The following is a 21,791-nucleotide window of genomic DNA, read 5'->3' as shown; positions in this document are numbered from 1 at the left end:
TGCCCGTCAGTGGTCCGGCGCACCGTCGCGCCGGGAGGGGGGAACCATGCGAGGGCTCCTGTCACATCGTGCGTTGTCGTCCCTGCTGGGCCTGTTCGGCCTGGTGGCGGCGTTCGTCCTGACCACCGCGCCGCCGGCCCGGGCCGGGGAGAGCGTGTTCATCGAGGTGACGCCGAACAGCGTCCAGGCCGGTTCCCGGGTCAACCTGCGGGCCGGCTGCGACAACAGCAACAACCGTCAGGCGCAGGTCACCTCGGACGCCTTCGGGCGGGTGACGCTGCGGCCGGACAACGGCTTCCTCACCGGCTCGGTCACCGTGCCCGGCAACAAGGCGCCCGGCGACTACCCGGTGAACCTGGACTGCTCCAACGGCAACACCGCCTCGACCATGCTCACCGTGCTCAACATGGCGCAGCCGAGCAAGGGACCGGCGACCGGCGGCGGTGGCACCGCGGGTAGCCGGGGCACCGGTTCGCTGCTGCTCGTCGGCGGTCTGGTCGCGGTGGCAGTGGTGGCCGGTGTGAGTGCCCGCCGTAAGACCGGCGGCCGTGCCTGACGAGAGGTGCCGCAATGGCCCGCTCATCGCGCCGCCGGGACCGTACCGGCCCGGCGGCGGACCGCAGACGCCGCGACGCCGCCCGTCCCGGCCGCCGGTCGCGACAGCGCGCCGGCCGGCTCCGGGCCGCGCTGCGGCTGACGTCCCGCGCCGCGCGCCGGTTCGCCCACGTCGCCGGGCACGCGTTCTCGGCCAGCGTCGCCACCGCCGACCCGCAGTCCCGGCCGGTCCCGGCCCGCGCCGCCGGGACCACCACCCGCCGGTACGCCCCGAGCCGCAGCCCCGGGATCCCGGTGCTCGTGGTGGCGAGCGTGATGGCCCTGATCGTCGCCATGCTCGGCGTGGAACGGGTGACCGGCGTCAGCGTGCTGCCGGACCGGATCGTGGCCGGCCTGCGCCCGCCACCGAAGAAGTTCCCGGTCCTGCCGGCCAGCCCGCCGACGGACCTGAGCATCGGCAAGCTGAACCTGCGCGCGCCGGTGCACCGGGTCGGCATCGCGCCCGACGGCAGCATCGCGGTGCCGGACGTGGAGCGCGCAGGCGAGGTCGGCTGGTACGACAAGGGCCCCACGCCCGGCCAGTACGGCCCGGCGGTGCTCGTCGGGCACGTCGACACCACCACCGGTCCGGCCGTCTTCCACGGGCTGAAGGACCTCGACGACGGCGACCGGATCGAGGTGACCCGCGAGGACCGCTCGGTGGCGGTGTTCGAGGTGACGTCGATCGAGCGGTACGGCAAGGAGAAGCTGCCGGTGGAGGACGTCTACGGCGACTTCAGCCGGCCCAACCTGCGGCTGATCACCTGCGGCGGGCGCTGGGTGGGCGGCGAGACCGGGTACGCGGACAACCTGGTCGTCTACGCCGCGCTGGTCAAGGCGCGTTGAGCGGGCGGGTCAGGCCGCCTCGGGCTCGGGCTCGCGCAGGTCGAGCCAGTCCGCCCAGCGCGGGTCGGGGGCGCGGTGCCCGAGCACCCGCCAGGCGGCTCCTTTGGGCGCGGCCGGCAGGTGGTGCAGCCGCCAGCCCAGCTCGGCGGGCGTCTTGTCGCCTTTGGTGTGGTTGCACCGCGCGCACGCGGCGACCACGTTCTCCCAGGCGTGCCGGCCGCCCCGGCTGCGCGGGAAGACGTGGTCGATGGTCTCGGCCGGCCCTCGGCAGTACGCGCACCGCCACCCGTCGCGGGCGAACACCGCCCGCCGGGACAACCCGACGTGGGTGCGGTACGGCACCCGGACGTAGCGGGTCAGGCGCACCACAGAGGGCACCGGTAACGCGTTGCGCGCGCTGTGCAGGATGCCCTCGCCGTCGGCGACGCAAACCGCCTTGGCGCTGAGGACGAGGATCGCGGCACGACGCACCGACACGACGCACAGGGGCTCGTAGGTGGCGTTGAGAACGAGTGCACCGGAGCCCGCCGTGGGTCGTATGTCAGGCATCGCGCTCACCCTCCCGGTCCAGTCGTTCCCGCCTCGTCTGCGCCGGAACCGCCCCGCGGACAGCGCGGAACGGCTCCGACGCCGGCCGGATCACCGACGTCCGTTGCGCCAATAGTCCCTGATCGCGCCCCGGATTGCACGTACTAATCCGGGCTACCCCCTCCGGTAGCGACACTTCGCCGAGGTGGCGGTGTCCGCCGCCCGTCACCGGTGCGGTACGAAAGCAGGGTGAACGTCTCCGACCTGATCTCCGCCCTGCTGTCGGCCTTCTCCGACCGGAAGCCGGACTGCCAGGGCAGCAGTTCCTGCGAGTTCCTGTACCGGCTCACCGGCTCCGCCTGGTTCGCCGAGAGCAGCTACTGGGTCCTGCTGAAGCCGCTACGGGTCGCGTTGATCCTGTTGATCGCGGTGGCCGCCCGGTGGGCGCTGCACCGGACCATCAACCGGCTGGTGCGGACCACCACCCAGGGCGCGGTGCCGACCATGCTCCGCCCGCTGCGGGAACGCATCCCCAGCGCCACGCTCGACCCGGACCAGTTCGTGCCGGAGCGGCGGCGGCAGCGGGCCGAGGCGATCGGGTCGGTGCTGCGCAGCATGGTCACCGCGTTCGTCTTCGGCATCGCGCTGCTGATGGTGCTCAAGGAGTTCAGCTTCGACCTGGCCCCGCTGCTGGCCAGCGCGGGCATCGCCGGCGTGGCGCTCGGCTTCGGCGCGCAGAGCCTGGTCAAGGACCTGATCGCCGGCCTGTTCATGCTGATCGAGGACCAGTACGGCGTCGGCGACACGGTCGACCTGGGCGAGGCCACAGGCGTGGTCGAGGCGGTCGGGCTGCGGGTCACCACGGTCCGGGACGGCCGGGGCGTGCTCTGGTACATCCGCAACGGCGAGATCGTCCGCGTCGGGAACAAGAGCCAGGGCTGGGCGCTCGTCGTGGTCGACCTGCCGATCGGGTTCGCCGGCACCGAGGAGGCCACCGCCGTGCTGCGTACCGCGGCGGCCTCGGTGGCGCTGGACCCGGAGCTGGCGCCGAGCATCGTGGAGCAGCCGGAGGTCCTGGGCGTCGAGCAGATGACTGTCGACGGCGCGGTGATCCGTACCGTCGTCAAGACCACCGCTGACGGGCAGTTCGCGGTCGGGCGTGAGCTGCGCCGCCGCCTCGCGGAGGCGTTGGAGAACTCGGGGATCGTCGCGCAGATCGCGGCTGCCCGGCTGTTCCCCGGCCTCCCGGTCCAGCCGCCGGCGCCGCCCGCCGCCGAGGGTACTGGTACCGGCGGACCCACCTGAGCCGCCGGACGAGCCGGACGATTTCCGGGGTTCCGCACCGCGCGGCCCCTCGGGTATCGTCCGTTCGTTCAGTCGGAGATGCGACGATCAATCCGTTCGCCCTAGCCAGTTGTCAGACGATCGGGCAGAATCCGGTGCACACGCTCCACCGGGGGGCGTGCTCGTGTCCTCGCTGATCGATCGATCTGACGACGGTTCCCGGTCGGGCCATCACAAGTGGTCGACCAGGAACGATGGAGGCGACGGTGTCCGACGCGCGACCCGCCCGGGAGGCCCCGGCCACATTCCGGGACGTCTTCGGTCAGTCGGAGTTCCGCGCCATCTTCGCCGCCAACACCCTCTCCTGGGTGGGTGACTATCTGGCCCGCGCCGCGGTCACCGTGCTCGTGCTGCGCGAGACCGATTCGGTCGCGCTCTCCGCCGCCGCGTTCGCCGCCAGCTATCTTCCCTGGCTGGTCGGCGGCCCGCTGCTCTCCGCGCTCGCCGAGCGGCACCACTACCGCCGGGTCATGGTCGTCTGCGACCTGCTGCGGATGGCGCTGATGGCGCTGGTCGCGATGCCCTGGATGCCGACCTGGTCGATCTTCGCGCTGATCTTCCTGGCCACGCTCGCGAACCCGCCGAGCCAGGCGGCGCGGTCCGCGTTGATGCCGCACATCCTGACCGGGGACCGGCTGGTCGTGGGCCTGGCCGCGTTCACCAGCGCCGGCCAGGCCGCCCAGGTCGTCGGCTACCTGATCGGCGCCACGGTGGCGGCGCTCAACCCGAACACCGCGCTGCTCGTCAACGCCGTGACCTTCGCCGTGTCGGCCGCGATCGTCCGCTTCGGCGTACGCGAGCGGCCACCGGCGATGACCGAGGTGCACCGCAGCCACCTGCTGCGGGAGACCGTCCAGGGCTTCCGGATCGTCTTCGAGCGGCCGGTGCTGCGCGCCATCGCGGTGCTGGTGTTCAGCGCGATGCTCTTCTCGATCGTCCCCGAAGGGCTGGCCGCGGGCTGGGCCGCCGACCGGACCGACGGCCGGATGGACGCCGGCACCGCCCAAGGTCTGATCATGGCCGCCGTCCCGGTCGGATACATCCTCGGCGGGCTGACCATCAGCCGGCTCGTCGGCCCGGACCGGCGGCTGACGCTGATGCGACCGTTGATGATCATCGCGCCGGCGACGCTCGTACCCGCGCTGTTCAACCCGCCGCCGGCGGTGGTGGCGCTGCTGGCCGCCGGCTGCGGCTTCGCCGTCGCCGGGCTCGTCCCGGTCGCCAACGGCCTGTTCGTGCAAGCGCTCCCGGAGGGCTTCCGGGCCCGGGCGTTCGGCGTCATGGCCAGCGGCACACAGATCATCCAGGGCGCCGCGGTGCTGGCCACGGGCGCGCTCGCCGAGCGCTTCTCGGTCCCGTCGGTGGTCGGCGTGTGGAGCGCCGCGGGGGTGCTGATCATGTCGGTGGCGGCGCTCGCCTGGCCCCGGCCGCAGGTGATCCACGAGGCCGTCGCGGCGGCCCGCGCGGAGTCGGCGGCCGGTGGCGGACCGGCGCACTCCCACGCGCCCGGCCCCGCGTCCGGTGACCGGAACCGGGAGCACGGCCGACGCCGGCACGCGGTGACGTGATCCGCGCCGCCCCACGGGCGGGCGCAGGCGCCGGGCCGCACCTGGCAGGATGGAAGCGTGACTTCCCCAGGCGAGTCGATGACCCTCTTCGAGGCGATCGGCGGTGAACCGGCCTTCCGCAAGCTGGTGGACGAGTTCTACGCCGGTGTCGCCGACGACCCGCTGCTGCGGCCGATGTACCCGGAGAAGGACCTGGGCCCGGCGGCGGACCGGCTGACCCTGTTCCTCGTCCAGTACTGGGGTGGCCCGCACACCTACTCGGAGCAGCGGGGCCACCCGCGGCTGCGGATGCGGCACGCCCCGTACCGGATCGGCGCGGCCGAGCGGGACGCCTGGCTGTTGCACATGCGCCGGGCGGTGGACACGCTCGACCTGCCGCCGCAGCTCGCCGCCGCCCTCTGGGACTACCTGGAGCGGGCCGCCTACTTCATGGTGAACGTGATGGAGGATCCGGCCGCCGGCTGAGCCCGGCCCGGCTCAGAGCAGGGCGCCCTCGTCGTGCAGCCAGTCGACGAACGTGACGGCGACCGCGGCGCCGCAGTCGAGCATCTCGACGAGCAGCGCGTCGTGGGCGCCGGCGCCGAGCGGGACCTGCAACTCGGCGTAGATCGGGAGCTGACCGCGCTCGGTCGGGTCACCGATGTACGCCTTGCAGAAGCGCCGGGTGTGGTTCCACTCGTTCACCACGCGGTAGGCCCGGTCGGCCCAGTCCGGCGGGACCGTCGCGTGCGGGCGGGCCCGCATCACCAGGATCTCGTCCTCCGGACCCTCCAGCGCGACCAGCACGGCGTGCCGCTCCCACATGGCCAGCAGGTTGCCGTCGCCGTCGGCCAGATAGCGGACGTCGAGCAGGTCGAGCGCGTCGCAGACCCGGCTCAGCGTGACCGGCGCGACGGTGGCCGGCATGTCCGCGAGGACCGGCCGCTCGGGTGGCGCCACGTCGTCCCCCGGCTGGCGAGGGGTCGGTGGGCCGACCCGGATGGTGTCATCCACTGTGGTCCCGCTTCGAGTCTCCGGCTCCCCGCCAGCGGCGGGACCAGGGCGCCATGACCACCACGGCATCGCTCGCGCACCTCACTCCCCAGCGGATCCGGACGCCTACGGTGCGTTGGATCCGAGGATGGACGGTACCCGGACAGGCGGCCTGAGGCATCCCCCCAACGACCGCCCCAAACCGGAAGGACGACACGGGGTCATCCGTTCGGATGACCTGGCGTCGGCCTGAGTGCAAGATCGGCGACGGTCCGCGACCAGGCTGCCCCGAACGGTCCGACGAGTCCGACCCATCGACCAGCCGTCCGCACCTGAACGTCGTCCGCGCCGGTGCCGAGGAAACCCATCCGGACCAGCGCCTGCACCAGTCGCTGCGACACCTCCACCGGCGTCCGCGGCGCCTCGTCCGGGGTCACCACCACGGCGACGTGGTCCAGCAGCGCGTCCCGCAGCACCCGCTGCCCGACCGCGCGGCCCGCCACGCCGTGCGTGGCCGCCTCGCGCAGCGTCCCGGCCGCCGCCTCCGCGATCCGGCGCAGCTCGGCGCCGGGCAGCGCCTCCACCGCCCGGCTCGCCGCCGGCGGGAGCTGCCACCGCCAGCCGTCGTCCCGGCGTACCGGAAGCGCCTCGCCCCCGGCGGAGAGTTCGGCCAGCAGCTCCCCCGCGGCGACCGTGACGTCACCGGGGGCGGTGCCGGGCACGGTACGGACCACGAGCACGCCCCACGGCAGCCGCGCCCAGAGGGCGGTACGGCCCGCGCCCGGTACCGGCCGCAGCCGGACCACAGTGGCCGGGTCGAACCGGACCAGCCGGGCCAGGAAGGCCCCGGCGTCGGCCGTCCCGGTCAACCCGTGCCCGGTCATCCGCTCAGCCCCGGCGCGTAGCGGAGCAGAAACGCCCGCTCCTCCGGCGAGATCCGGCGCGGGCGCTGCGCCGTCAGGTCGAACGGCACCAGCAGCGACCGGGCGGTGCCGGCCAGCGTGTCGCCGTCGTACAGCTCGTACGCGACCGAGAAGGAGGCGGCCCTGATCTGGTCCACCCACAGCTCGATCCGTACCGTCGGGGCGGCCTCCGCGCTGGCCCGGCCGAGCGCGTAGTCGACCGGGCGCAGGTAGTCGACCTCGTGCCGGCGGATGACCACCCCGTCGGCGAACGAGCCCACTCCCCACGCCCGGCCGCCGGCGAACATCATCGCCACCCGGGCCTCCTCGTAGAGCGTGAGGAAGCGGGCGTTGTTGACGTGGCCGTACGCGTCCAGGTCGGACCAGCGCAGCGCGCAGTGGTAGACGAAGCGGTCAGTCACGGGTGAGCTTGCGGTAGGTCACCCGGTGCGGACGGGCCGCCTCGGCGCCGAGCCGGTCGACCTTGTTCTTCTCGTACGCCTCGAAGTTGCCCTCGAACCAGAACCACTTGGCCGGGTTCTGGTCGTCGCCCTCCCAGGCCAGGATGTGCGTGGCGACCCGGTCCAGGAACATCCGGTCGTGGGAGATGACCACGGCGCAGCCGGGGAACTCCAGCAGCGCGTTCTCCAGGCTGGACAGCGTCTCCACGTCCAGGTCGTTCGTCGGCTCGTCGAGCAGGATCACGTTGCCGCCGATCTTCAGCGTCAGCGCCAGGTTGAGCCGGTTGCGCTCGCCGCCGGAGAGCACCTTCGTCGGCTTCTGCTGGTCCGGCCCCTTGAAGCCGAACGCGGCGATGTACGCCCGGGACGGCATCTCGACCTTGCCGACCATGAGGTGGTCCAGCCCGTCGGAGACGACCTCCCAGACGGTCTTGTCACCGTCCAGGCCCTGCCTGTTCTGGTCGACGTACGACAGCGAGACGGTCTCGCCGACCCGGACCGAGCCGCTGGTCGGCTGCTCCAGACCGACGATGGTCTTGAACAGCGTGGTCTTGCCGACGCCGTTCGGGCCGATGATGCCGACGATGCCGTTGCGGGGCAGCGAGAACGACAGGTCGTCGATCAGCACCCGGTCACCGAACGCCTTGGTCAGGTTCTGCGCCTCGATGACCGTGTTGCCCAGGCGCGGGCCCGGCGGGATCTGGATCTCCTCGAAGTCCAGCTTCCGGGTCTTCTCCGCCTCGGCGGCCATCTCGTCGTAGCGGTCCAGGCGGGCCTTGGACTTGGTCTGCCGCGCCTTGGCGTTCGAGCGGACCCACTCCAGCTCCTCGGAGAGGCGCTTCTTCATCTTGGCGTCGCGGCGTCCCTCGACGGACAGCCGGGCGGCCTTCTTCTCCAGGTAGGTGGAGTAGTTGCCCTCGTACGGGTAGGCCCGGCCGCGGTCCAGCTCCAGGATCCAGTTGGCCACGTTGTCCAGGAAGTACCGGTCGTGGGTGATCGCCAGGACGGTGCCGGCGTACTTGGCCAGGTGCTGCTCCAGCCACTGCACGCTCTCCGCGTCCAGGTGGTTGGTGGGCTCGTCGAGCAGCAGCAGGTCCGGCGCCTCCAGCAGCAGCTTGCACAGCGCCACCCGGCGGCGCTCACCACCGGAGAGCTTGGTGACGTCGGCGTCCGGCGGCGGGCAGCGCAGCGCGTCCATCGCGAGTTCGAGCTTGGAGTCGATGTCCCACGCGTCGGAGGCGTCCAGCTCCTCCTGGAGCTTGCCCATCTCCTCCATCAGCTCGTCGGAGTAGTCCGTGGCCATCTGCTCGGCGATCTTGTTGAACCGCTCCAGCTTGGCCTTGGTCTCGGCGACCGCCTCCTCGACGTTGCCGAGGACCGTCTTGGCGTCGTTGAGCGGCGGCTCCTGCGCGAGCATGCCGACGGAGTAGCCGGGCATGAGCCGGGCCTCGCCGTTGCTCGGCCGGTCCAGCCCTGCCATGATCTTGAGGAGGCTGGACTTACCGGCGCCGTTCGGACCGACCACCCCGATCTTGACACCCGGCAGGAAGTTCAGCGTCACGTTGTCGAGCACGACCTTGTCGCCGTGCGCCTTGCGCGCCTTGTCCAGGACGTAGATGAACTGGGCCACGGTGCGGGCTACCTCCGTCGGGTTGCGATCGCGGGCTTGTCGGGTGCGGGGCGCGGGCGTCGATCTCCGCCTGCCGCCGCCGGCCGGGAGCCGGCCGCACGCACGCCGCCGTCAATCCTGACAGGTACGGACCGCCACGCCCACATCACCCCACCCCAGGGGTACGGCGGGGTGCCGCGTTGCCAGCGCAGGTATGACTGAATAGCCTTGACGTATGACCAAGAAGATCGCCGTGAGCCTTCCGGACGATGTCGCGGAGCGGCTGGCCAAGGAGCCGAATGTGTCCGCCTTCGTGGCACGTGCCGTGCGCCGTCAGATGGCCGGCGAACAGACGCGGGTGGTGCTCGCTCGCGCCGGTGTCACGATCGCCGAGGAGGACGTGGACCGGGCCCACGCGGAGATGCAGCAACTCGCCGCGAGCATCACGCCCGAGCTGCGCGAGCAGGCCACCAAGCTCCAGTCGGAGGTCCTTGCGGCCAGGGCGAAGGCACGCCGGTGACGCAGTTCGGCCTGGCGCTCGACACGGCCGCACTGCTGGCCTACGCCTCGGGCGCCAAGGACGTCGGCGCGAGGATCGCCGAGGCTGCCGACTACGCGCGTGACGTGCTGGTGCCCGCCCTCTGCCTGGCGCACGCGCATCAGCAGGCCACGGCCGCGCAGTGGGAGCTTCTCGAATTGCTGGCCGCGCTGCCGCAAGTACAGATCACCCCGGTGGAACCGGACATGTGTGCGTATCTCGGCGGCTGGTCGCGCCGGATGACCGGCCGGATGGACCTCGCGCAGCTGGCCATGGAGGCAGCCGCCAACCCGCTCGTGCCGATCGTGACGGACCGGCGGGAACTGCTCGGTGAGGTGCTCCCCAAGGAGTGGCCGATCATCGACCTCTGAGCCGCCGGTGTCGACAAGATCACGCGGTGGGTTCGGCGGTTCTGGGACGGGTAGGTAACTCCGGCACGGGGGATCAGACGCCGCAGCTACGCTCAGTACGCTCATCGCGGTGGACCCGTCAGTACCCGGAGGTGGCCGATCGTGACCGTCCGTAGCTCCTTTGTCGTAGTGGCCAATCGTCTGCCGGTCGACGAGGTGAGCACACCCGAGGGACGGCAGTGGCGGCGCAGCCCCGGCGGGCTGGTGACCGCGCTGCACCCGGTGCTCGCCGAGCACCAGGGCACCTGGGTGGGGTGGGCCGGCGGCACCGGCGCCGCGCCCGAGCCGTTCGACCTGGAGGGCATCCGGCTGCACCCGGTGCCGCTGAGCGCCGAGGAACTGGAGCGCTACTACGAGGGCCAGTCGAACGCGACGATCTGGCCGCTCTACCACGACGCGGTGGAGACGCCCGCCTACAAGCGGCGCTGGCGCGAGGCGTACCGATTGGTGAACGCCCGGTTCGCGGAGGCCGCGGCGGACGTGGCGGCCGAGGGCGCGACGGTCTGGGTCCAGGACTACCAGCTCCAGCTCGTGCCGGCGATGCTCCGCGAGTTGCGGCCGGACCTGCGGATCGGCTTCTTCCTGCACATCCCGTTCCCGCCGATCGAGCTGTTCATGCAGATGCCGTTCCGCACCGAGATCCTGCGTGGACTGCTCGGCGCGGACCTGGTCGGCTTCCAGCAGCGGCTGGCGGCGCAGAACTTCGTCCGCCTGGCCCGGCACCTGCTCGGCCTGCGCTACGAGGGCCAGATGATCCAGGTCGACGGCCGGCAGGTGAAGGCGGGCGCGTTCCCCATCTCGATCGACACCAAGGAGATGGAGCGGCTGGCCGAGGACCCGGCGATCCAGGCCCGGGCCAAGCAGATCCGCGAGGAGCTGGGCAACCCGAAGACGATCATCCTGGGCGTCGACCGGCTCGACTACACCAAGGGCATCGAACTCCGGCTGAAGGCCTTCCGCGAACTCCTCGCTGACGGAAAGTTGACAGTTCCGGACGCGGTTATGGTGCAGGTCGCCACGCCCAGCCGTGAGCGTGTGGAGCACTACCAGGCACTTCGGGTGAAGGTGGAACGCGAGGTTGGCCGGATCAATGGTGAATTCGGCCGGGTCGGCGTGCCTGCAGTGCATTATCTGCATCAGTCGTACAGTCGCTCCGAACTGGCCGCGATGTACGTCGCGGCCGACGTGATGATGGTGACCCCGCTGCGAGACGGAATGAATCTGGTGGCCAAGGAGTACGTCGCATCGCGCGCCGACCAGGGCGGCGCGCTCGTGCTCAGTGAGTTCGCCGGCGCCGCGACAGAGCTGCGCCAGGCGTTCCTGTGTAATCCGCACGACCCGGACGCGGTGAAGGACGCGTTGCTGCGGGCCGTGCATGTCGAAAAGCCCGAAGCCCGCCGCCGGATGCGCGTCATGCAGCGCCATCTGCGCAGCCACGACGTGGGCCACTGGGCCAAGTCGTTCCTCAGCGAGCTCGGCGTCCCCGATACGGAGGCTGCGTGACCTCGCCCGCCCCCGCCGCCGCCCACGGCGGCGTGCTGGATCCCGAACTGCGTGCCGCCATCGGCCGTATCGCCCGGGTTCCGCAACTCCTGGTCGCCTGCGACTACGACGGCACACTGGCGCCGATCGTCGAGGACCCCAGCAAGGCGGTGCCGCTGCCCGAGTCGGTGGCGGCCGTACGCGCGCTCGCCGCTCTGCCGCAGACGAGCGTCGCCGTCGTCTCCGGCCGGGCGCTGCGCGACCTGGCCACACTCTCCCGGCTGCCGAGCGAGGTGCACCTGGTCGGCAGCCACGGCTCGGAGTTCGACATCGGCTTCGTCGAGCGGCTCACCCCCGAGCTGATCGCGGTCCGGCACCGGCTCCGCGAGGCGCTGCGCGAGATCGCCGCCGAGCACCCCGGCATCCGCCTGGAACGCAAGCCGGCCAGCGTGGCCGTGCACACCCGCGGCGTCGACCCGCACGTCGCCGCCCGGGCCGTCGAGGCGGTCCGCAACGGCCCCGCGACCTGGGAGGGCGTGACAGTCACCCAGGGCAAGGAGGTCATCGAGCTGTCGGTGGTCGTGACCAACAAGGGCACCGCCGTCGACCAGCTCCGTACCCAGCTCGCCGCGAGCGCGGTGCTGTTCATCGGCGACGACGTCACCGACGAGAACGCCTTCGGCAACCTGACCGGGCCGGACGTCGGCATCAAGATCGGTCCCGGGGAGACGCGGGCCGACTACCGGGTGGCCGAGCCGATCGAGGCGGCCCGCGCGCTGGGTCTGCTGCTGGAGACGCGGCGGCACTGGCTGTTCGGCGAGCGGGCGGTGCCGATCGAGCGGCACTCGATGCTCGCGAACGGCCGTACCGTCGCGCTCGTCACGCCGGAAGCCAAGATCACCTGGCTGTGTCACCCGAAGCCGGACTCGGCGGCGATCTTCGCCGACCTGGTCGGCGGCAGCCCGGCCGGGCACTTCACGGTCGGCCCGGAGCGGGGCGGCATCCCGCTGGGCCAGCGCTACCGCAGCAACACGATGACCGTCGAGACCCGCTGGTCCGGCCTGACCGTGACCGACTGGCTCGACCTGCCGGTACGCGAGACCACGCCGGACGACCCGGCAGTGGTCAGCGGCGACTCGACACTGGTCCGGGTGCTCAGCGGCACCGGGCGGGCCCGCGTCGAGTTCGCGCCGCGCCCCGAGTTCGGCCAGGTGGCGGTGCAGCTCCAGCCGCTCGACGACGGGCTGCTGGTACTCGGCTCCAACGAGCCGGTCGCGCTGCACTCCCCCGGCGTCGAGTGGGAGGTCACGAACGACGCCGGGTACGAGACCGCGAAGGCGGTGGTCGACCTGTCGGCGGCCGGCGGCCAGGTGGTGCTGGAGCTGCGCTTCGGCACGCAGAGCCTGGAGCCGCACCGGCTGCCGCTGCACGAGCGGCAGACCGCCGCCGAGCAGCCCTGGAAGGACTGGGTGGCCTCACTGCGGCTGCCCGCCACCGCCCGGGACCTGGTCGCCCGCAGCGCGCTGACCCTGCGCGGCCTCTGCCACGAACCGACCGGCTCGATCCTCGCCGCGGCCACCACGTCGCTGCCCGAGGAGCTGGGCGGTGTCCGCAACTGGGACTACCGCTACTGCTGGCTGCGGGACGCGGCGATGACCGCCCGCGCGCTTGTCGACCTCGGCTCGACCGAGGAGGCCGAAGGGCTGCTGCGCTGGATCGACGGCGTGGTCGAGCGCACCGGCGGGCACCCGGAGCGGCTGCATCCGCTCTACACGGTGGACGGCTTCGAGCTGGGCGCCGAGGCGGTCATCGACACGCTGCCCGGCTACGCCGGCTCCCGGCCGGTACGCGTCGGCAACCTCGCCAACCACCAGCTTCAGCTCGACGTCTTCGGCCCGGTCGCGGACCTGATCGCGGCCGTGGCCGACGCCCGGGGCTCGATCCGCGACGACGAGTGGCGGGGGCTGGAGAACATGGTCGAGGCGGTACGCCGACGCTGGCACGAGCCCGACCACGGCATCTGGGAGGCCCGCCTCCCCCCGCGGCACCACGTCTTCTCCAAGGTCATGCTCTGGATGACGGTGGACCGCGCGCTGCACGTCGTCCGCCGCCACGGCGGCGAGGACCGGCCCGAGTGGGTCGAGCTGCGCGACCGGATCGCCTCGAACGTGCTGGAGCACGGCTGGCACCCGGAGGCCGAGGCCTACAGCGTCGCCTACGGGTACGAGGAGATGGACGCCTCGTCGCTGTGGATCGGCATCTCCGGGCTGCTCGCCGGCGACGACCCGCGCTTCCTCTCCACCGTGCTCAAGATCGAGGCGGAGCTGCGCAGCGGTCCGGTCGTCTACCGGTACCACTGGGACGACGGCCTGCCCGGCCGGGAGGGCGGCTTCCACATCTGCACGTCGTGGCTGATCGAGGCGTACCTGCGCACCGGTCGCCGCAGCGACGCCGAGGAGCTGTTCACCCAGATGGTCGACACGGCCGGTCCGACCGGGCTGCTGCCGGAGCAGTACGACCCGCTGGCCGAGCGCGGGCTGGGCAACCACCCGCAGGCGTACAGCCACCTCGGCCTGATCCGCTGCGCCCTGCTGCTCGACAACATGCTCAAGCAGTGACCCGACCGGGGCGGGGGACTGACGTCCCCCGCCCCGTCCCCGCCCCGGCCCGGCCCGGCCCGGCCCGGCGATCTTGCACTTACCGCCCCGACATAAGGGCCATAACGGGCACCTGGTGGGCACCAAGTGCAAGATCGACGAGGTCAGGCCGAGGTCAGGCCGAGGTCAGGCGCGTCGGGGCGTCGGGGGTCAGGGCGTGGACCACGTCGCCGAGCACCACGATCGCGGGTGGGCGCAGGGCGGCGGTCTCGACGTCCTGCGCGACCGCGCCCAGTGTGGAGCGCAGCATCCGCTGAGCCGCTGTGGTGCCCTCCTGGATCACCGCGGCGGGAGTCTCCGCCGGCTTGCCGTGCGCGATCAGCGTGGCGCTGATCGCGGCGAGGTTCTTCAGGCCCATCAGGACAACGAGCGTGCCGCGCAGCCCGGCGAGGGCGTCCCAGCGCACCAGCGACGCGGGCGCGTCGGGCGCGAGGTGCCCGGACACCACAGTGAACTCGTGCGCCACGCCCCGGTGCGTCACCGGCACGCCGGCCACCTCGGGCACCGCGATCGCGCTCGTCACGCCGGGCACCACAGTCACCGGCACGCCCGCCTCGGCGCAGGCCAGCAGTTCCTCGCCGCCACGGCCGAAGACGTACGGGTCGCCGCCCTTGAGCCGTACCACCACCTTGCCGGCCCGCGCCCGGTCCACCAGGATCCGGTTGATCTCCTCCTGGGCACGCGACGGCCCGTACGGGATCTTGGAGGCGTCGACCAGCTCGACGTCCGGCCGCAGTTCGTCCAGGAGCAGGCCGGGCACGAGCCGGTCGGCGACGACCACCTCGGCCTCGGTGAGCAGCCGCCACCCCTTCACGGTGATCAGCTCCGGGTCGCCCGGCCCGGATCCGACGAGTGCGACGCGCCCGCCGGTGTTAACAGGGGGCCCCTCCTCTACCGCAGGGGTTAAAAGGGGGCCCCTCCTTCCGAGCAGGGCGCGGATGGCGTCGCGGACGCCCATCGCTCGGCGGGGGTCGCCACCGCCGAGTACCGCCACGGTGACCGGGCCGTGCCGGGTCACCGCCGGGGTCCACGCGCTCGCCGCCGTCCGGTCGTCGGCGCGTACGCAGAAGATCCGCCGCTCGGCCGCTGCCGCGCTGACCGCGGCGGCGGCGGCCCGGTCGTCGACAGCCACCTGGACCAGCCACGCGCCGTCCAGGTCGTCGGGGGCGAACCGGCGCGGCTCCCAGTGCAGCCGCCCGGCGTCGACGTGCGCGCGCAGCGCCGGGGTCAGCTCGGGCGACACCAGCAGCACGTCCGCGCCGGCGTCGAGCAGCGCGGGGACCCGCCGGGTGGCGACCGCTCCCCCGCCCACGACCACCACGCGCCGCCCGCCCAGCCGCAACCCCAGCGGGTACGGGCTGGGCGGCGTCGGCCCGGCCGGCTCGGTCACTTCTCCGCCACCCCGGCGGAGTCGAACGTGGCGACCTCGTGCAGTACCCGGACCGCGCCGGTGACCACCGGCAGGGCGAGCAGCGCCCCGGTGCCCTCGCCGAGCCGCAGTCCCAGGTCGATCAGCGGTTCCAGGCCGAGGTGCCGCAGTGCCGCCGTGGCGCCCGGCTCGGCGCTGCGGTGCCCGGCGACCATGGCGCCCACCGCGTCCGGCGCGAACGCGGCGGCGGCGACCGCGGCGCTGACGGCGATCACGCCGTCGAGCAGCACCGGCACGCGGCGCGCGGCGGCGCCGAGGATCAGGCCGGTCAGCGCGGCGTGCTCCAGCCCGCCGACGGTCGCCAGCACGCCCAGCGGGTCGGCCGGGTCGGGCTCGTGCCGGGCCAGCGCGGCCCGCACCACAGCCACCTTGCGGGCGTACGTCTCGTCGTCGACCCCGGTGCCCCGCCCGGTGGCCGCCTCGGCGTCCACGCCGGAGAACGCGGCGATGAGCGTGGCGGACGGGGTGGTGTTGCCGATGCCCATGTCGCCGGTGAGCAGGATGCCCGCCCCGGCGTCGATCAGCTCGCCGGCGACCCGGATGCCGGTCTCGACGGCGGTACGGGCCTCGTCCCGGGTGAGCGCCGCGGTGACAGTCATGTCGCGGGTGCCGGGGCGGACGTTCGCGGACACCAGGCGCGGGCCGGCCGGATCGGCGGATTCGGCGCCGGGGATCGGGGTGGCCACGCCGACGTCCACCACCGTGACCGAGGCGCCGGCCTGGCGGGCGAACGCGTTCACGACCGCGCCGCCGGCCAGGAAGTTGGCGATCATCTGGGCGGTGACCTCCTGCGGCCACGGGGTCACGCCCTGGGCGTGCACGCCGTGGTCACCGGCGAAGATCGCCACCGCGGCCGGCTCGGGCAGCGGCGGCGGGCAGGCGCCGGCCAGCCCGGCGAGGCGTACCGAGAGCGGCTCCAGGGCGCCGAGCGAGCCGGCGGGCTTGGTCAGCCGCCCCTGCAACTCGCGGGCCGCCGCCATGGCGTCCTCGTCCAGCGGCCGGATCGCCGCGACTGTGGACTCCAGCATCATGCCTCCAGGATCCGTGCCAGCGTCTCGATGAACGCGTCGGTGGTGCCCCGGTCGCGTACGGCGATCCGGAGCCAGTCCGGGCCGAGCCCGGGGAACGTGTCGCCCCGGCGTACCGCCCAGCCGTGCGCGCGCAGCCGCTCGCGTACGTCGGCGGCGCCGGCCACGTGGATCAGGACGAAGGCGGCGGCGGGGCGGCCCGCCACGCGTACCCCCGGCAGGCCGGACAGGCGGGCCACCAGGTGGTCGCGGTCGGCGGCGAGTTCGGCGGCGATGGCGCGTTCGGCGGCGACGGCGGCCGGCGCGGCGCAGGCGGTGGCGGCGGCGAGCGCCGGGGTGGAGACCGCCCAGAGCGGCTGCGCGGCGGCGAACCGGGCCAGCAGCGCGGCGTCGCCGAGCAGGTAGCCGATCCGCAGCCCGGCCAGGCCCCAGGTCTTGGTGAGGCTGCGCACCACCACGAGGCCGGGGAGGTCGCGGCGAGCGGCGAGCGACTCGGGCTCGCCGTCGACGCCGGGTGCGGCGGTGGTGTCGGCGAACGCCTCGTCGACCACGAGTACCCGGCCGGGGCGGGCCAGCGCGGCGATGGTGTCGGCCGGGTGCAGCACCGAGGTCGGGTTCGTGGGGTTGCCGATCATGACGAGGTCGGCGTCGCCGGGGACGCGGGCCGGGTCCAGGCGGAAGCCGTCGGCCGGGTCGAGCAGCACCCGGTCCACCCGGTGCCCGGCGGCCCGCAGCGCGGCCTCCGGCTCGGTGAACTGCGGGTGCACCACCACGGGGTGGCGGACGCCGGACAGCGCGCGGGCGATCAGGACGAATCCCTCGGCGGCGCCGGCGGTGAGGAGTACCTCTTCCGGGGGTCGCCCGTGCCGGTGAGCGACGGCGGCGCGGGCCGGCGCCGGGTCCGGGTACGCGGCCAGGTCGCCCAGCGCGGCGGTGATCGGGTCGGCCAGCCAGTCCGGCATCGGGGCGCGGCGCACGTTCACGGCCAGGTCCACCAGGCCGGGCGTGGCCTCGGCGTCCCCGTGGTGGCCCAGGTCGGGCTCGTCGAGCGCGGCGGCGCTCCCGGTCGGTGCTGCGGGCATGTCCGCGATCCTGCCGGGTAGCCGCCGCCCGGGACAGCGCATCCCGGCGTGGGTCGCGTCACGGTCCGCCGGTTTATGAGTTCTTCTCATTTCCGAATCGGAAATGTCATAGCTTGACCCCGTGAGCAGTCGTCCCCTTGCTTCCGCTGGCCGTCTCGTTCCCCTTCTCCGCGCCGGGCTGATCGCCGGCATCGTGGTCGCCGCCGCCCTGTACCCGCTGGTCGCCGTCACCGGCATCGGGGCCAAGGCCACCGCGCACGCGATCGAACAGAAGACGAACATCCTCAAGACCGCGTTGCCGGCCGAGACCTCGTACGTCTACGCGCCCGACGGCAAGACGGTGCTGACGATGTTCTACGAGGAGTACCGGCAGTACACCAAGATCGAGAACATGTCGCCGAACATCCAGCAGGCGATCGTCGCCGCCGAGGACAACCGCTTCTACCAGCACCACGGCGTCGACCCGAAGGGCGTGGCGCGCGCTTTCGTCTCCAACGCCCGATCCGGCGGCGTATCCCAGGGCGCCTCGACGATCACCATGCAGTACGTGCGGATGGCGCTGCGGGACAGCGCGACCACGCCCAAGGAGGTCCAGGAGGCGACCCAGCAGACCAGCCTGCGCAAGGTCAAGGAGATGCGCATGGCGCTGGACATCGAGAAGCACCTGAGCAAAGAGCAGATCCTGGAGCGCTACCTCAACTCGGCCTACTTCGGTCACCGGGCGTACGGGATCTACGCCGCCTCGCAGATCTTCTTCTCCAAGACGCCGGCCACGCTCACCCCGGTCGAGGCGGCCACGCTGGCCGGGCTGGTGAAGTCGCCGTCGGAGTACGACCCGATCACCTCCGACCAGAAGGAGGCCACCGGCCGGCGCAACTACGTGCTGGACAACATGTCCCGCCTCGGCTACCTGTCGCCCGACGCCGCCGCCGCGGCGAAGGGCCAGCCGATCAAGCTGAAGCTGACCGACCCGCCCAACGACTGCGCCGCGATCGACGGCGGGCACCGCGCCTGGGGCTTCTACTGCGACTACCTGAAGAACTGGTGGAGTTCCCAGCCCGCGTTCGGCGAGAACCGGCTGGAACGGATGGACAAGCTGCGCCGTGGCGGCTACCGGATCGTGCTCGCGCTCGACCCGAAGACCCAGGCGGCGGCGGAGAAGAACGTGGGTGCCAAGGACAACACCGGCAGCCCGTTCGCCAACGGCATCGTGGTCGCCGAGCCCGGCACCGGGCGGATCAAGGCGATGGCGGTGAACCGGAACTACTCGCTCGACCTGGCCGAGAACCCGAACAGCTCGAACCCGGAGGCCGGGCCGAAGGTCAAGGCGAACTACCCGAACACGGTGGCGCCGCTGCTCGGCGGCGGGACGCTACCGGGCTACCAGGCCGGTTCGACGTTCAAGATGTTCCCGATGCTCGCCGCGCTCAACGCCGGGATGCCGTTGTCCACCGCGTACGACTCGCCGTACACGTACAAGTCGGCCGTCTACGACGGGTGGGCGCCGTCGAACGCCAGCGGCGCGATGACCGGCCGGCAGACCATGTGGTCCGGGTTCGGCAAGTCGGTGAACACCTACTTCGTCCAACTGGAGGAGAAGATCGGCGCGGACGCCGGGGTGCGCCTGGCCGAGCAACTGGGGCTGCGCTGGCGCACCGACGTGGACAAGGAACAGGCGTCGCCGGGCAAGGCGAAGAAGTGGGGCGCGTTCACGCTCGGCGTCTCCGACGCCACCCCGCTGGAGATGGCGAACGCGTACGCCGCCATCGCCGCCGACGGGCGCTACTGCGAGGCCATCCCGGTCAACGCGATCATGAACCGGGACGGCACGCCGGCCACGTACACCACGCCGGGCGGGGTGCAGCGGGAGGTGGCCAAGCCGCGGTGCCGGCAGGTGGTGAACGCCGACGCGGCCCGCGCCGCCACCGACGCGGCGCGCTGCCCCACCGGCGACACCCCGGCCAAGGGAAGCTGCGGCGGCTGGTCGACAGCCGACAGCGTCCGGGGTACGGTCGGCCGCCCGGTCGCCGGCAAGACGGGTACGACGGACAGCACGCGGTCGGCGTGGTTCGTCGGCTACACGCCGGAGCTGGCGGCGGCGAGCTTCATCGCCGACCCGGACAATCCGTTCAACGCGGTGGGCGACGGGCAGTCGCAGATCCCGGTGAACGCGGTGGCGCAGACCCTGCGGGACTCCCTGAAGGGCCAGCCCACCCGCCAGTTCACCCCACCCTCGGACCGGATAGTCGGCTGACCCGCCCTGATCCGCCCGGGGGTGCGCCCGGGTAGTTGATCAAGGAGTTTGCGTCACGGATCGCCCGATCCGCAGACGCGAACTCCTTGATCGACGTCGAAGGGCGGGTGGGGCGCAGGGGGCGGTCAGCGGAGGTCGGCGGCTACGAAGGACCACAGCTCCAGGTCGACCCGGGCGCCCCTGACGAAACCGGCGTTGCGCAGCAGGCCCTCGTAACTGAAGCCGGCCTTCTCGGCGACCCGCCGGGACGCCACGTTGCCGGCCGCCACCCGCAGCTCCACCCGCTGGAACCCGTGCTCGAGGATCAGTGCGATGGCCACCGCGTCCACCGCCTCGACCGCCAGGCCGTAGCCCCGGGCGTGCGGCGCGATCGCGTACGACAACTCGGTGAGCCGGGCGCCCCAGTCGGTACGGCGGGCCCAGAGCGAGCCGACCACCCGCTGGTCCTCCCGGCGGACCACCGCCCAGTGGTCGCCGTCGCCGCTGTCCCGCCGCTGCCGGGCCAGCTCGGTGCACCACGCCCGCCCGTCGATCTGCCCGGACGCATCGGCCAGCGGCAGCCAGCGCTGCGTCTGCCGGTCGGCGAACACCTCGTCCATCGCCTCCGCGTCGGCGGCGACGAGGTGCCGCACCTCGATGCGCGGGGTGGAGACGGTCAGTGCCGGGAAGCGGCGTACCGCCACCTGCCCGATCACGCCGACGCCCCCACCGGTGCCAGCGCGGCGGCCACCAGCCGGGCCGCGATGTCCGGATGCGCGGCCCAGTGCGGCACGAGCTGCGAGGCGTGCACCGCCTGCCGGACGAAGCCCTCCGGATTGCCACCCTCCCAGCGCCAGGCCGGCCGGTCACCGGCGCGCGGCGTGAGCACTGCGGCGTGCTGCTTGTGCCCGGTCACCGTGGCACCGGCCGCCGCCACCACGCTGTCGGTGACGGCGGTGGCCGTGCGGTAGCCGACCACCAGGCCGTCCCGGACCGTGCCGACCGCGTCGAGCACCCCGCACATGGGCAGGCCGTCCAGCTCGCGGGCCAGCCACAGCAGGCCCGCGCCCTCGGCGATCACCGGGCGGCCCGAACGGGCCAGCTCGGCCACCGCGATGCAGAGGCGGCGGTTGGCGGAGAGCTGCTCCGCGTACGTCTCGGGCAGCCCGCCGCCGACGACGAGCGCGCGGGCCCCGGCGGGCAGCGCCTCGTCGCGCAGCGGGTCGAGCGTGACCACGTCGGCCCCGGCGGCGCGCAGCAGCTCGGCGGTCTCCGGGTGGCTGTAGGCGCCGGCCGGACCGCCGGCCAGCGCGACCACCGGGCGCTCCCCCGACGGCTGCGGGGCGTCGGCCGGCTCCGGCGACCACGGCTCGACGGTGAGCGCGGGGGCGGAGCGGGCCAGCGCCAGCAGCCGGTCGAGGTCGACGGTGGCGGCCACCGCCTCACCGAGCCGGCGTACGCCCCGTTCGGCGTCCGCGTCGGCGCGCACCACGGGCCCGGTGCCGTACCGGCGGGCGGGCAGCACCGGAGGCAGCTCGTGCCGGCGCAGCGCCCCGTAGACCGGCACGCCCACGTCGTCGAGCGCCTCACGCAGCAGCGCCTCGTGCCGGGGCGAGGCCACCCGGTTGAGGATCACGCCGCCCAGCCACAGCTCGTCGTCGTACGCCCGGAAACCGTGCACCAGCGCGGCCACCGACTGGCCCATCGCTGCCACGTCCACCACGAGCACCACCGGGCTGCGCAGCGCGGTGGCGACTGCCGCCGTGGACTCGCTCTCGGGTCGTCCGGCGACCGAGTCGTAGAGGCCCATCGTGCCCTGCACCAGCGCGAACCCGGCGCCATCAGCGCCGTACGCGAAGAGGGGGGCGATCCGCTCCGGGCCGACCAGTCTCGGATCAAGCGTGCGCCCGGCGCGCCCGGCGGCGAGCCCCAGATACGCCGCGTCCACCTGGTCCGGCCCGACCTTGAACCCGGCCACCGGGATCCCCCGGTCGGTGAGCGCCGCGAGCAGGCCGAGGGAGACGGCGCCGGTGCCGTGCCCCGAGGAGGGCGCACTCAGCACGACGCGCGGCACGTCGGTCATCATCGACTCCTGATGTGGGTGGTTT

Annotated in this window: 20 protein-coding genes; 10 read left to right on the top strand and 10 right to left on the bottom strand. The window is 73.0% G+C overall.

Translation table 11 applies throughout. The features are described from left to right. The first annotated feature begins 46 nt into the window (after positions 1-46). Together OC439_RS16275 and OC439_RS16270 are read left to right on the top strand one after the other, a co-directional pair. On the top strand, positions 47-556 hold the full coding sequence (locus OC439_RS16275; RefSeq protein WP_135241659.1) for a hypothetical protein: 510 nt from the start codon (positions 47-49) through the stop codon (positions 554-556). A gap of 14 nt (positions 557-570) precedes the next feature. Beyond that, complete coding sequence (locus OC439_RS16270) at positions 571-1,440, top strand: class F sortase (protein WP_262014134.1); 870 nt, start codon at positions 571-573, stop codon at positions 1,438-1,440. A gap of 9 nt (positions 1,441-1,449) precedes the next feature. Here the strand turns inward: OC439_RS16270 and OC439_RS16265 are convergent, their stop codons facing one another. Beyond that, a complete protein-coding gene (locus OC439_RS16265; protein WP_013288071.1) occupies positions 1,450-1,989 on the bottom strand; it encodes an HNH endonuclease in 540 nt (179 codons plus the stop codon). Between the two features lie 255 nt (positions 1,990-2,244). On the opposite strand from OC439_RS16265, the gene OC439_RS16260 reads away from it, so the two are divergent. The 3 genes from OC439_RS16260 (at position 2,245) to OC439_RS16250 (ending at position 5,345) form a co-directional block, all read left to right on the top strand. Further along, on the top strand, positions 2,245-3,273 hold the full coding sequence (locus OC439_RS16260; protein WP_402807933.1) for a mechanosensitive ion channel family protein: 1,029 nt from the start codon (positions 2,245-2,247) through the stop codon (positions 3,271-3,273). Between the two features lie 233 nt (positions 3,274-3,506). After that, the gene (locus OC439_RS16255) at positions 3,507-4,880 is read left to right on the top strand and encodes an MFS transporter (protein ID WP_262014132.1); all 1,374 of its coding nucleotides are present in this window, start codon (positions 3,507-3,509) and stop codon (positions 4,878-4,880) included. Positions 4,881-4,958: 78 nt separating this feature from the next. Then, positions 4,959-5,345, top strand: a complete 387-nt coding sequence (locus tag OC439_RS16250; protein ID WP_262014156.1) for a globin — start codon at positions 4,959-4,961, stop codon at positions 5,343-5,345. Between the two features lie 12 nt (positions 5,346-5,357). Here OC439_RS16250 and OC439_RS16245 read toward each other — a convergent pair whose 3' ends face one another. The 4 genes from OC439_RS16245 to ettA form a co-directional block, all read right to left on the bottom strand. Beyond that, on the bottom strand, positions 5,358-5,942 hold the full coding sequence (locus OC439_RS16245; protein ID WP_120573571.1) for a YbjN domain-containing protein: 585 nt from the start codon (positions 5,940-5,942) through the stop codon (positions 5,358-5,360). 131 nt (positions 5,943-6,073) lie between these two features. Continuing rightward, complete coding sequence (locus tag OC439_RS16240) at positions 6,074-6,736, bottom strand: hypothetical protein (protein ID WP_262014131.1); 663 nt, start codon at positions 6,734-6,736, stop codon at positions 6,074-6,076. Next, on the bottom strand, positions 6,733-7,176 hold the full coding sequence (locus tag OC439_RS16235) for an acyl-CoA thioesterase (RefSeq protein ID WP_135241665.1): 444 nt from the start codon (positions 7,174-7,176) through the stop codon (positions 6,733-6,735). The genes OC439_RS16240 and OC439_RS16235 overlap by 4 nt, the downstream gene beginning before the upstream one ends. Continuing rightward, positions 7,169-8,845 (bottom strand): energy-dependent translational throttle protein EttA, encoded by a 1,677-nt coding sequence (gene ettA / locus OC439_RS16230; protein WP_262014130.1) that lies wholly within the window; start codon positions 8,843-8,845, stop codon positions 7,169-7,171. The genes OC439_RS16235 and ettA overlap by 8 nt, the downstream gene beginning before the upstream one ends. 214 nt (positions 8,846-9,059) lie before the next feature. Between ettA and OC439_RS16225 the strand changes: the two genes are divergently transcribed. The 4 genes from OC439_RS16225 (at position 9,060) to otsB (ending at position 13,872) form a co-directional block, all read left to right on the top strand. Beyond that, positions 9,060-9,344 (top strand): hypothetical protein, encoded by a 285-nt coding sequence (locus OC439_RS16225; RefSeq protein WP_262014129.1) that lies wholly within the window; start codon positions 9,060-9,062, stop codon positions 9,342-9,344. Then, positions 9,341-9,733 carry a hypothetical protein gene (locus tag OC439_RS16220; RefSeq protein ID WP_262014128.1) on the top strand — a complete coding sequence of 131 codons (393 nt, stop codon included), beginning with the start codon at positions 9,341-9,343 and terminating at the stop codon, positions 9,731-9,733. The genes OC439_RS16225 and OC439_RS16220 overlap by 4 nt, the downstream gene beginning before the upstream one ends. 141 nt (positions 9,734-9,874) lie before the next feature. After that, positions 9,875-11,275: a trehalose-6-phosphate synthase gene (locus tag OC439_RS16215; protein WP_013288079.1), complete on the top strand. Its 1,401-nt coding sequence runs from the start codon at positions 9,875-9,877 to the stop codon at positions 11,273-11,275. Further along, the gene (gene otsB / locus OC439_RS16210) at positions 11,272-13,872 is read left to right on the top strand and encodes a trehalose-phosphatase (RefSeq protein WP_262014127.1); all 2,601 of its coding nucleotides are present in this window, start codon (positions 11,272-11,274) and stop codon (positions 13,870-13,872) included. The genes OC439_RS16215 and otsB overlap by 4 nt, the downstream gene beginning before the upstream one ends. Before the next feature lie 154 nt (positions 13,873-14,026). On the opposite strand, the gene cobA is transcribed toward otsB, so the two are convergent. The 3 genes from cobA to cobC are packed head-to-tail and all read right to left on the bottom strand — an operon-like array spanning position 14,027 to position 17,450. Then, on the bottom strand, positions 14,027-15,301 hold the full coding sequence (gene cobA / locus OC439_RS16205) for a uroporphyrinogen-III C-methyltransferase (protein WP_262014126.1): 1,275 nt from the start codon (positions 15,299-15,301) through the stop codon (positions 14,027-14,029). Further along, positions 15,298-16,368 carry a nicotinate-nucleotide--dimethylbenzimidazole phosphoribosyltransferase gene (cobT, locus tag OC439_RS16200; RefSeq protein ID WP_262014155.1) on the bottom strand — a complete coding sequence of 357 codons (1,071 nt, stop codon included), beginning with the start codon at positions 16,366-16,368 and terminating at the stop codon, positions 15,298-15,300. The genes cobA and cobT overlap by 4 nt, the downstream gene beginning before the upstream one ends. Continuing rightward, positions 16,368-17,450, bottom strand: a complete 1,083-nt coding sequence (gene cobC / locus OC439_RS16195; protein WP_135241671.1) for an Rv2231c family pyridoxal phosphate-dependent protein CobC — start codon at positions 17,448-17,450, stop codon at positions 16,368-16,370. The genes cobT and cobC overlap by 1 nt, the downstream gene beginning before the upstream one ends. A 121-nt stretch (positions 17,451-17,571) precedes the next feature. On the opposite strand from cobC, the gene OC439_RS16190 reads away from it, so the two are divergent. Beyond that, complete coding sequence (locus OC439_RS16190; RefSeq protein ID WP_262014125.1) at positions 17,572-19,704, top strand: transglycosylase domain-containing protein; 2,133 nt, start codon at positions 17,572-17,574, stop codon at positions 19,702-19,704. A gap of 125 nt (positions 19,705-19,829) precedes the next feature. On the opposite strand, the gene OC439_RS16185 is transcribed toward OC439_RS16190, so the two are convergent. Both OC439_RS16185 and OC439_RS16180 read right to left on the bottom strand, forming a co-directional pair. Next, positions 19,830-20,399: a GNAT family N-acetyltransferase gene (locus OC439_RS16185; RefSeq protein ID WP_135241673.1), complete on the bottom strand. Its 570-nt coding sequence runs from the start codon at positions 20,397-20,399 to the stop codon at positions 19,830-19,832. Beyond that, entirely contained in the window at positions 20,396-21,766 is a 1,371-nt protein-coding gene (locus OC439_RS16180) for a cobyrinate a,c-diamide synthase (protein WP_262014124.1), read from the bottom strand. Before OC439_RS16180 ends, OC439_RS16185 begins: the two co-directional genes overlap by 4 nt. Positions 21,767-21,791 lie beyond the last annotated feature (25 nt).

The organism is Micromonospora sp. Mcm103, assembly GCF_024519755.1.
In the GTDB taxonomy this organism is placed as follows: domain Bacteria; phylum Actinomycetota; class Actinomycetes; order Mycobacteriales; family Micromonosporaceae; genus Micromonospora; species Micromonospora aurantiaca.
This window is presented reverse-complemented; position numbering and strand designations above follow the sequence as displayed.

Excerpts from the sequence above, each read along its gene's own strand:
- OC439_RS16275 (WP_135241659.1), top strand. The coding sequence starts at position 47 with ATGCGAGGGCTCCTGTCACATCGTGCGTTGTCGTCCCTGCTGGGCCTG.
- OC439_RS16270 (WP_262014134.1), top strand. The coding sequence starts at position 571 with ATGGCCCGCTCATCGCGCCGCCGGGACCGTACCGGCCCGGCGGCGGAC.
- OC439_RS16265 (WP_013288071.1), bottom strand. The coding sequence starts at position 1,989 with ATGCCTGACATACGACCCACGGCGGGCTCCGGTGCACTCGTTCTCAAC.
- OC439_RS16255 (WP_262014132.1), top strand. The coding sequence starts at position 3,507 with ATGGAGGCGACGGTGTCCGACGCGCGACCCGCCCGGGAGGCCCCGGCC.
- OC439_RS16250 (WP_262014156.1), top strand. The coding sequence starts at position 4,959 with ATGACCCTCTTCGAGGCGATCGGCGGTGAACCGGCCTTCCGCAAGCTG.
- OC439_RS16245 (WP_120573571.1), bottom strand. The coding sequence starts at position 5,942 with ATGCCGTGGTGGTCATGGCGCCCTGGTCCCGCCGCTGGCGGGGAGCCG.
- OC439_RS16240 (WP_262014131.1), bottom strand. The coding sequence starts at position 6,736 with ATGACCGGGCACGGGTTGACCGGGACGGCCGACGCCGGGGCCTTCCTG.
- OC439_RS16225 (WP_262014129.1), top strand. The coding sequence starts at position 9,060 with ATGACCAAGAAGATCGCCGTGAGCCTTCCGGACGATGTCGCGGAGCGG.
- cobT (WP_262014155.1), bottom strand. The coding sequence starts at position 16,368 with ATGCTGGAGTCCACAGTCGCGGCGATCCGGCCGCTGGACGAGGACGCC.
- cobC (WP_135241671.1), bottom strand. The coding sequence starts at position 17,450 with ATGCCCGCAGCACCGACCGGGAGCGCCGCCGCGCTCGACGAGCCCGAC.
- OC439_RS16180 (WP_262014124.1), bottom strand. The coding sequence starts at position 21,766 with ATGACCGACGTGCCGCGCGTCGTGCTGAGTGCGCCCTCCTCGGGGCAC.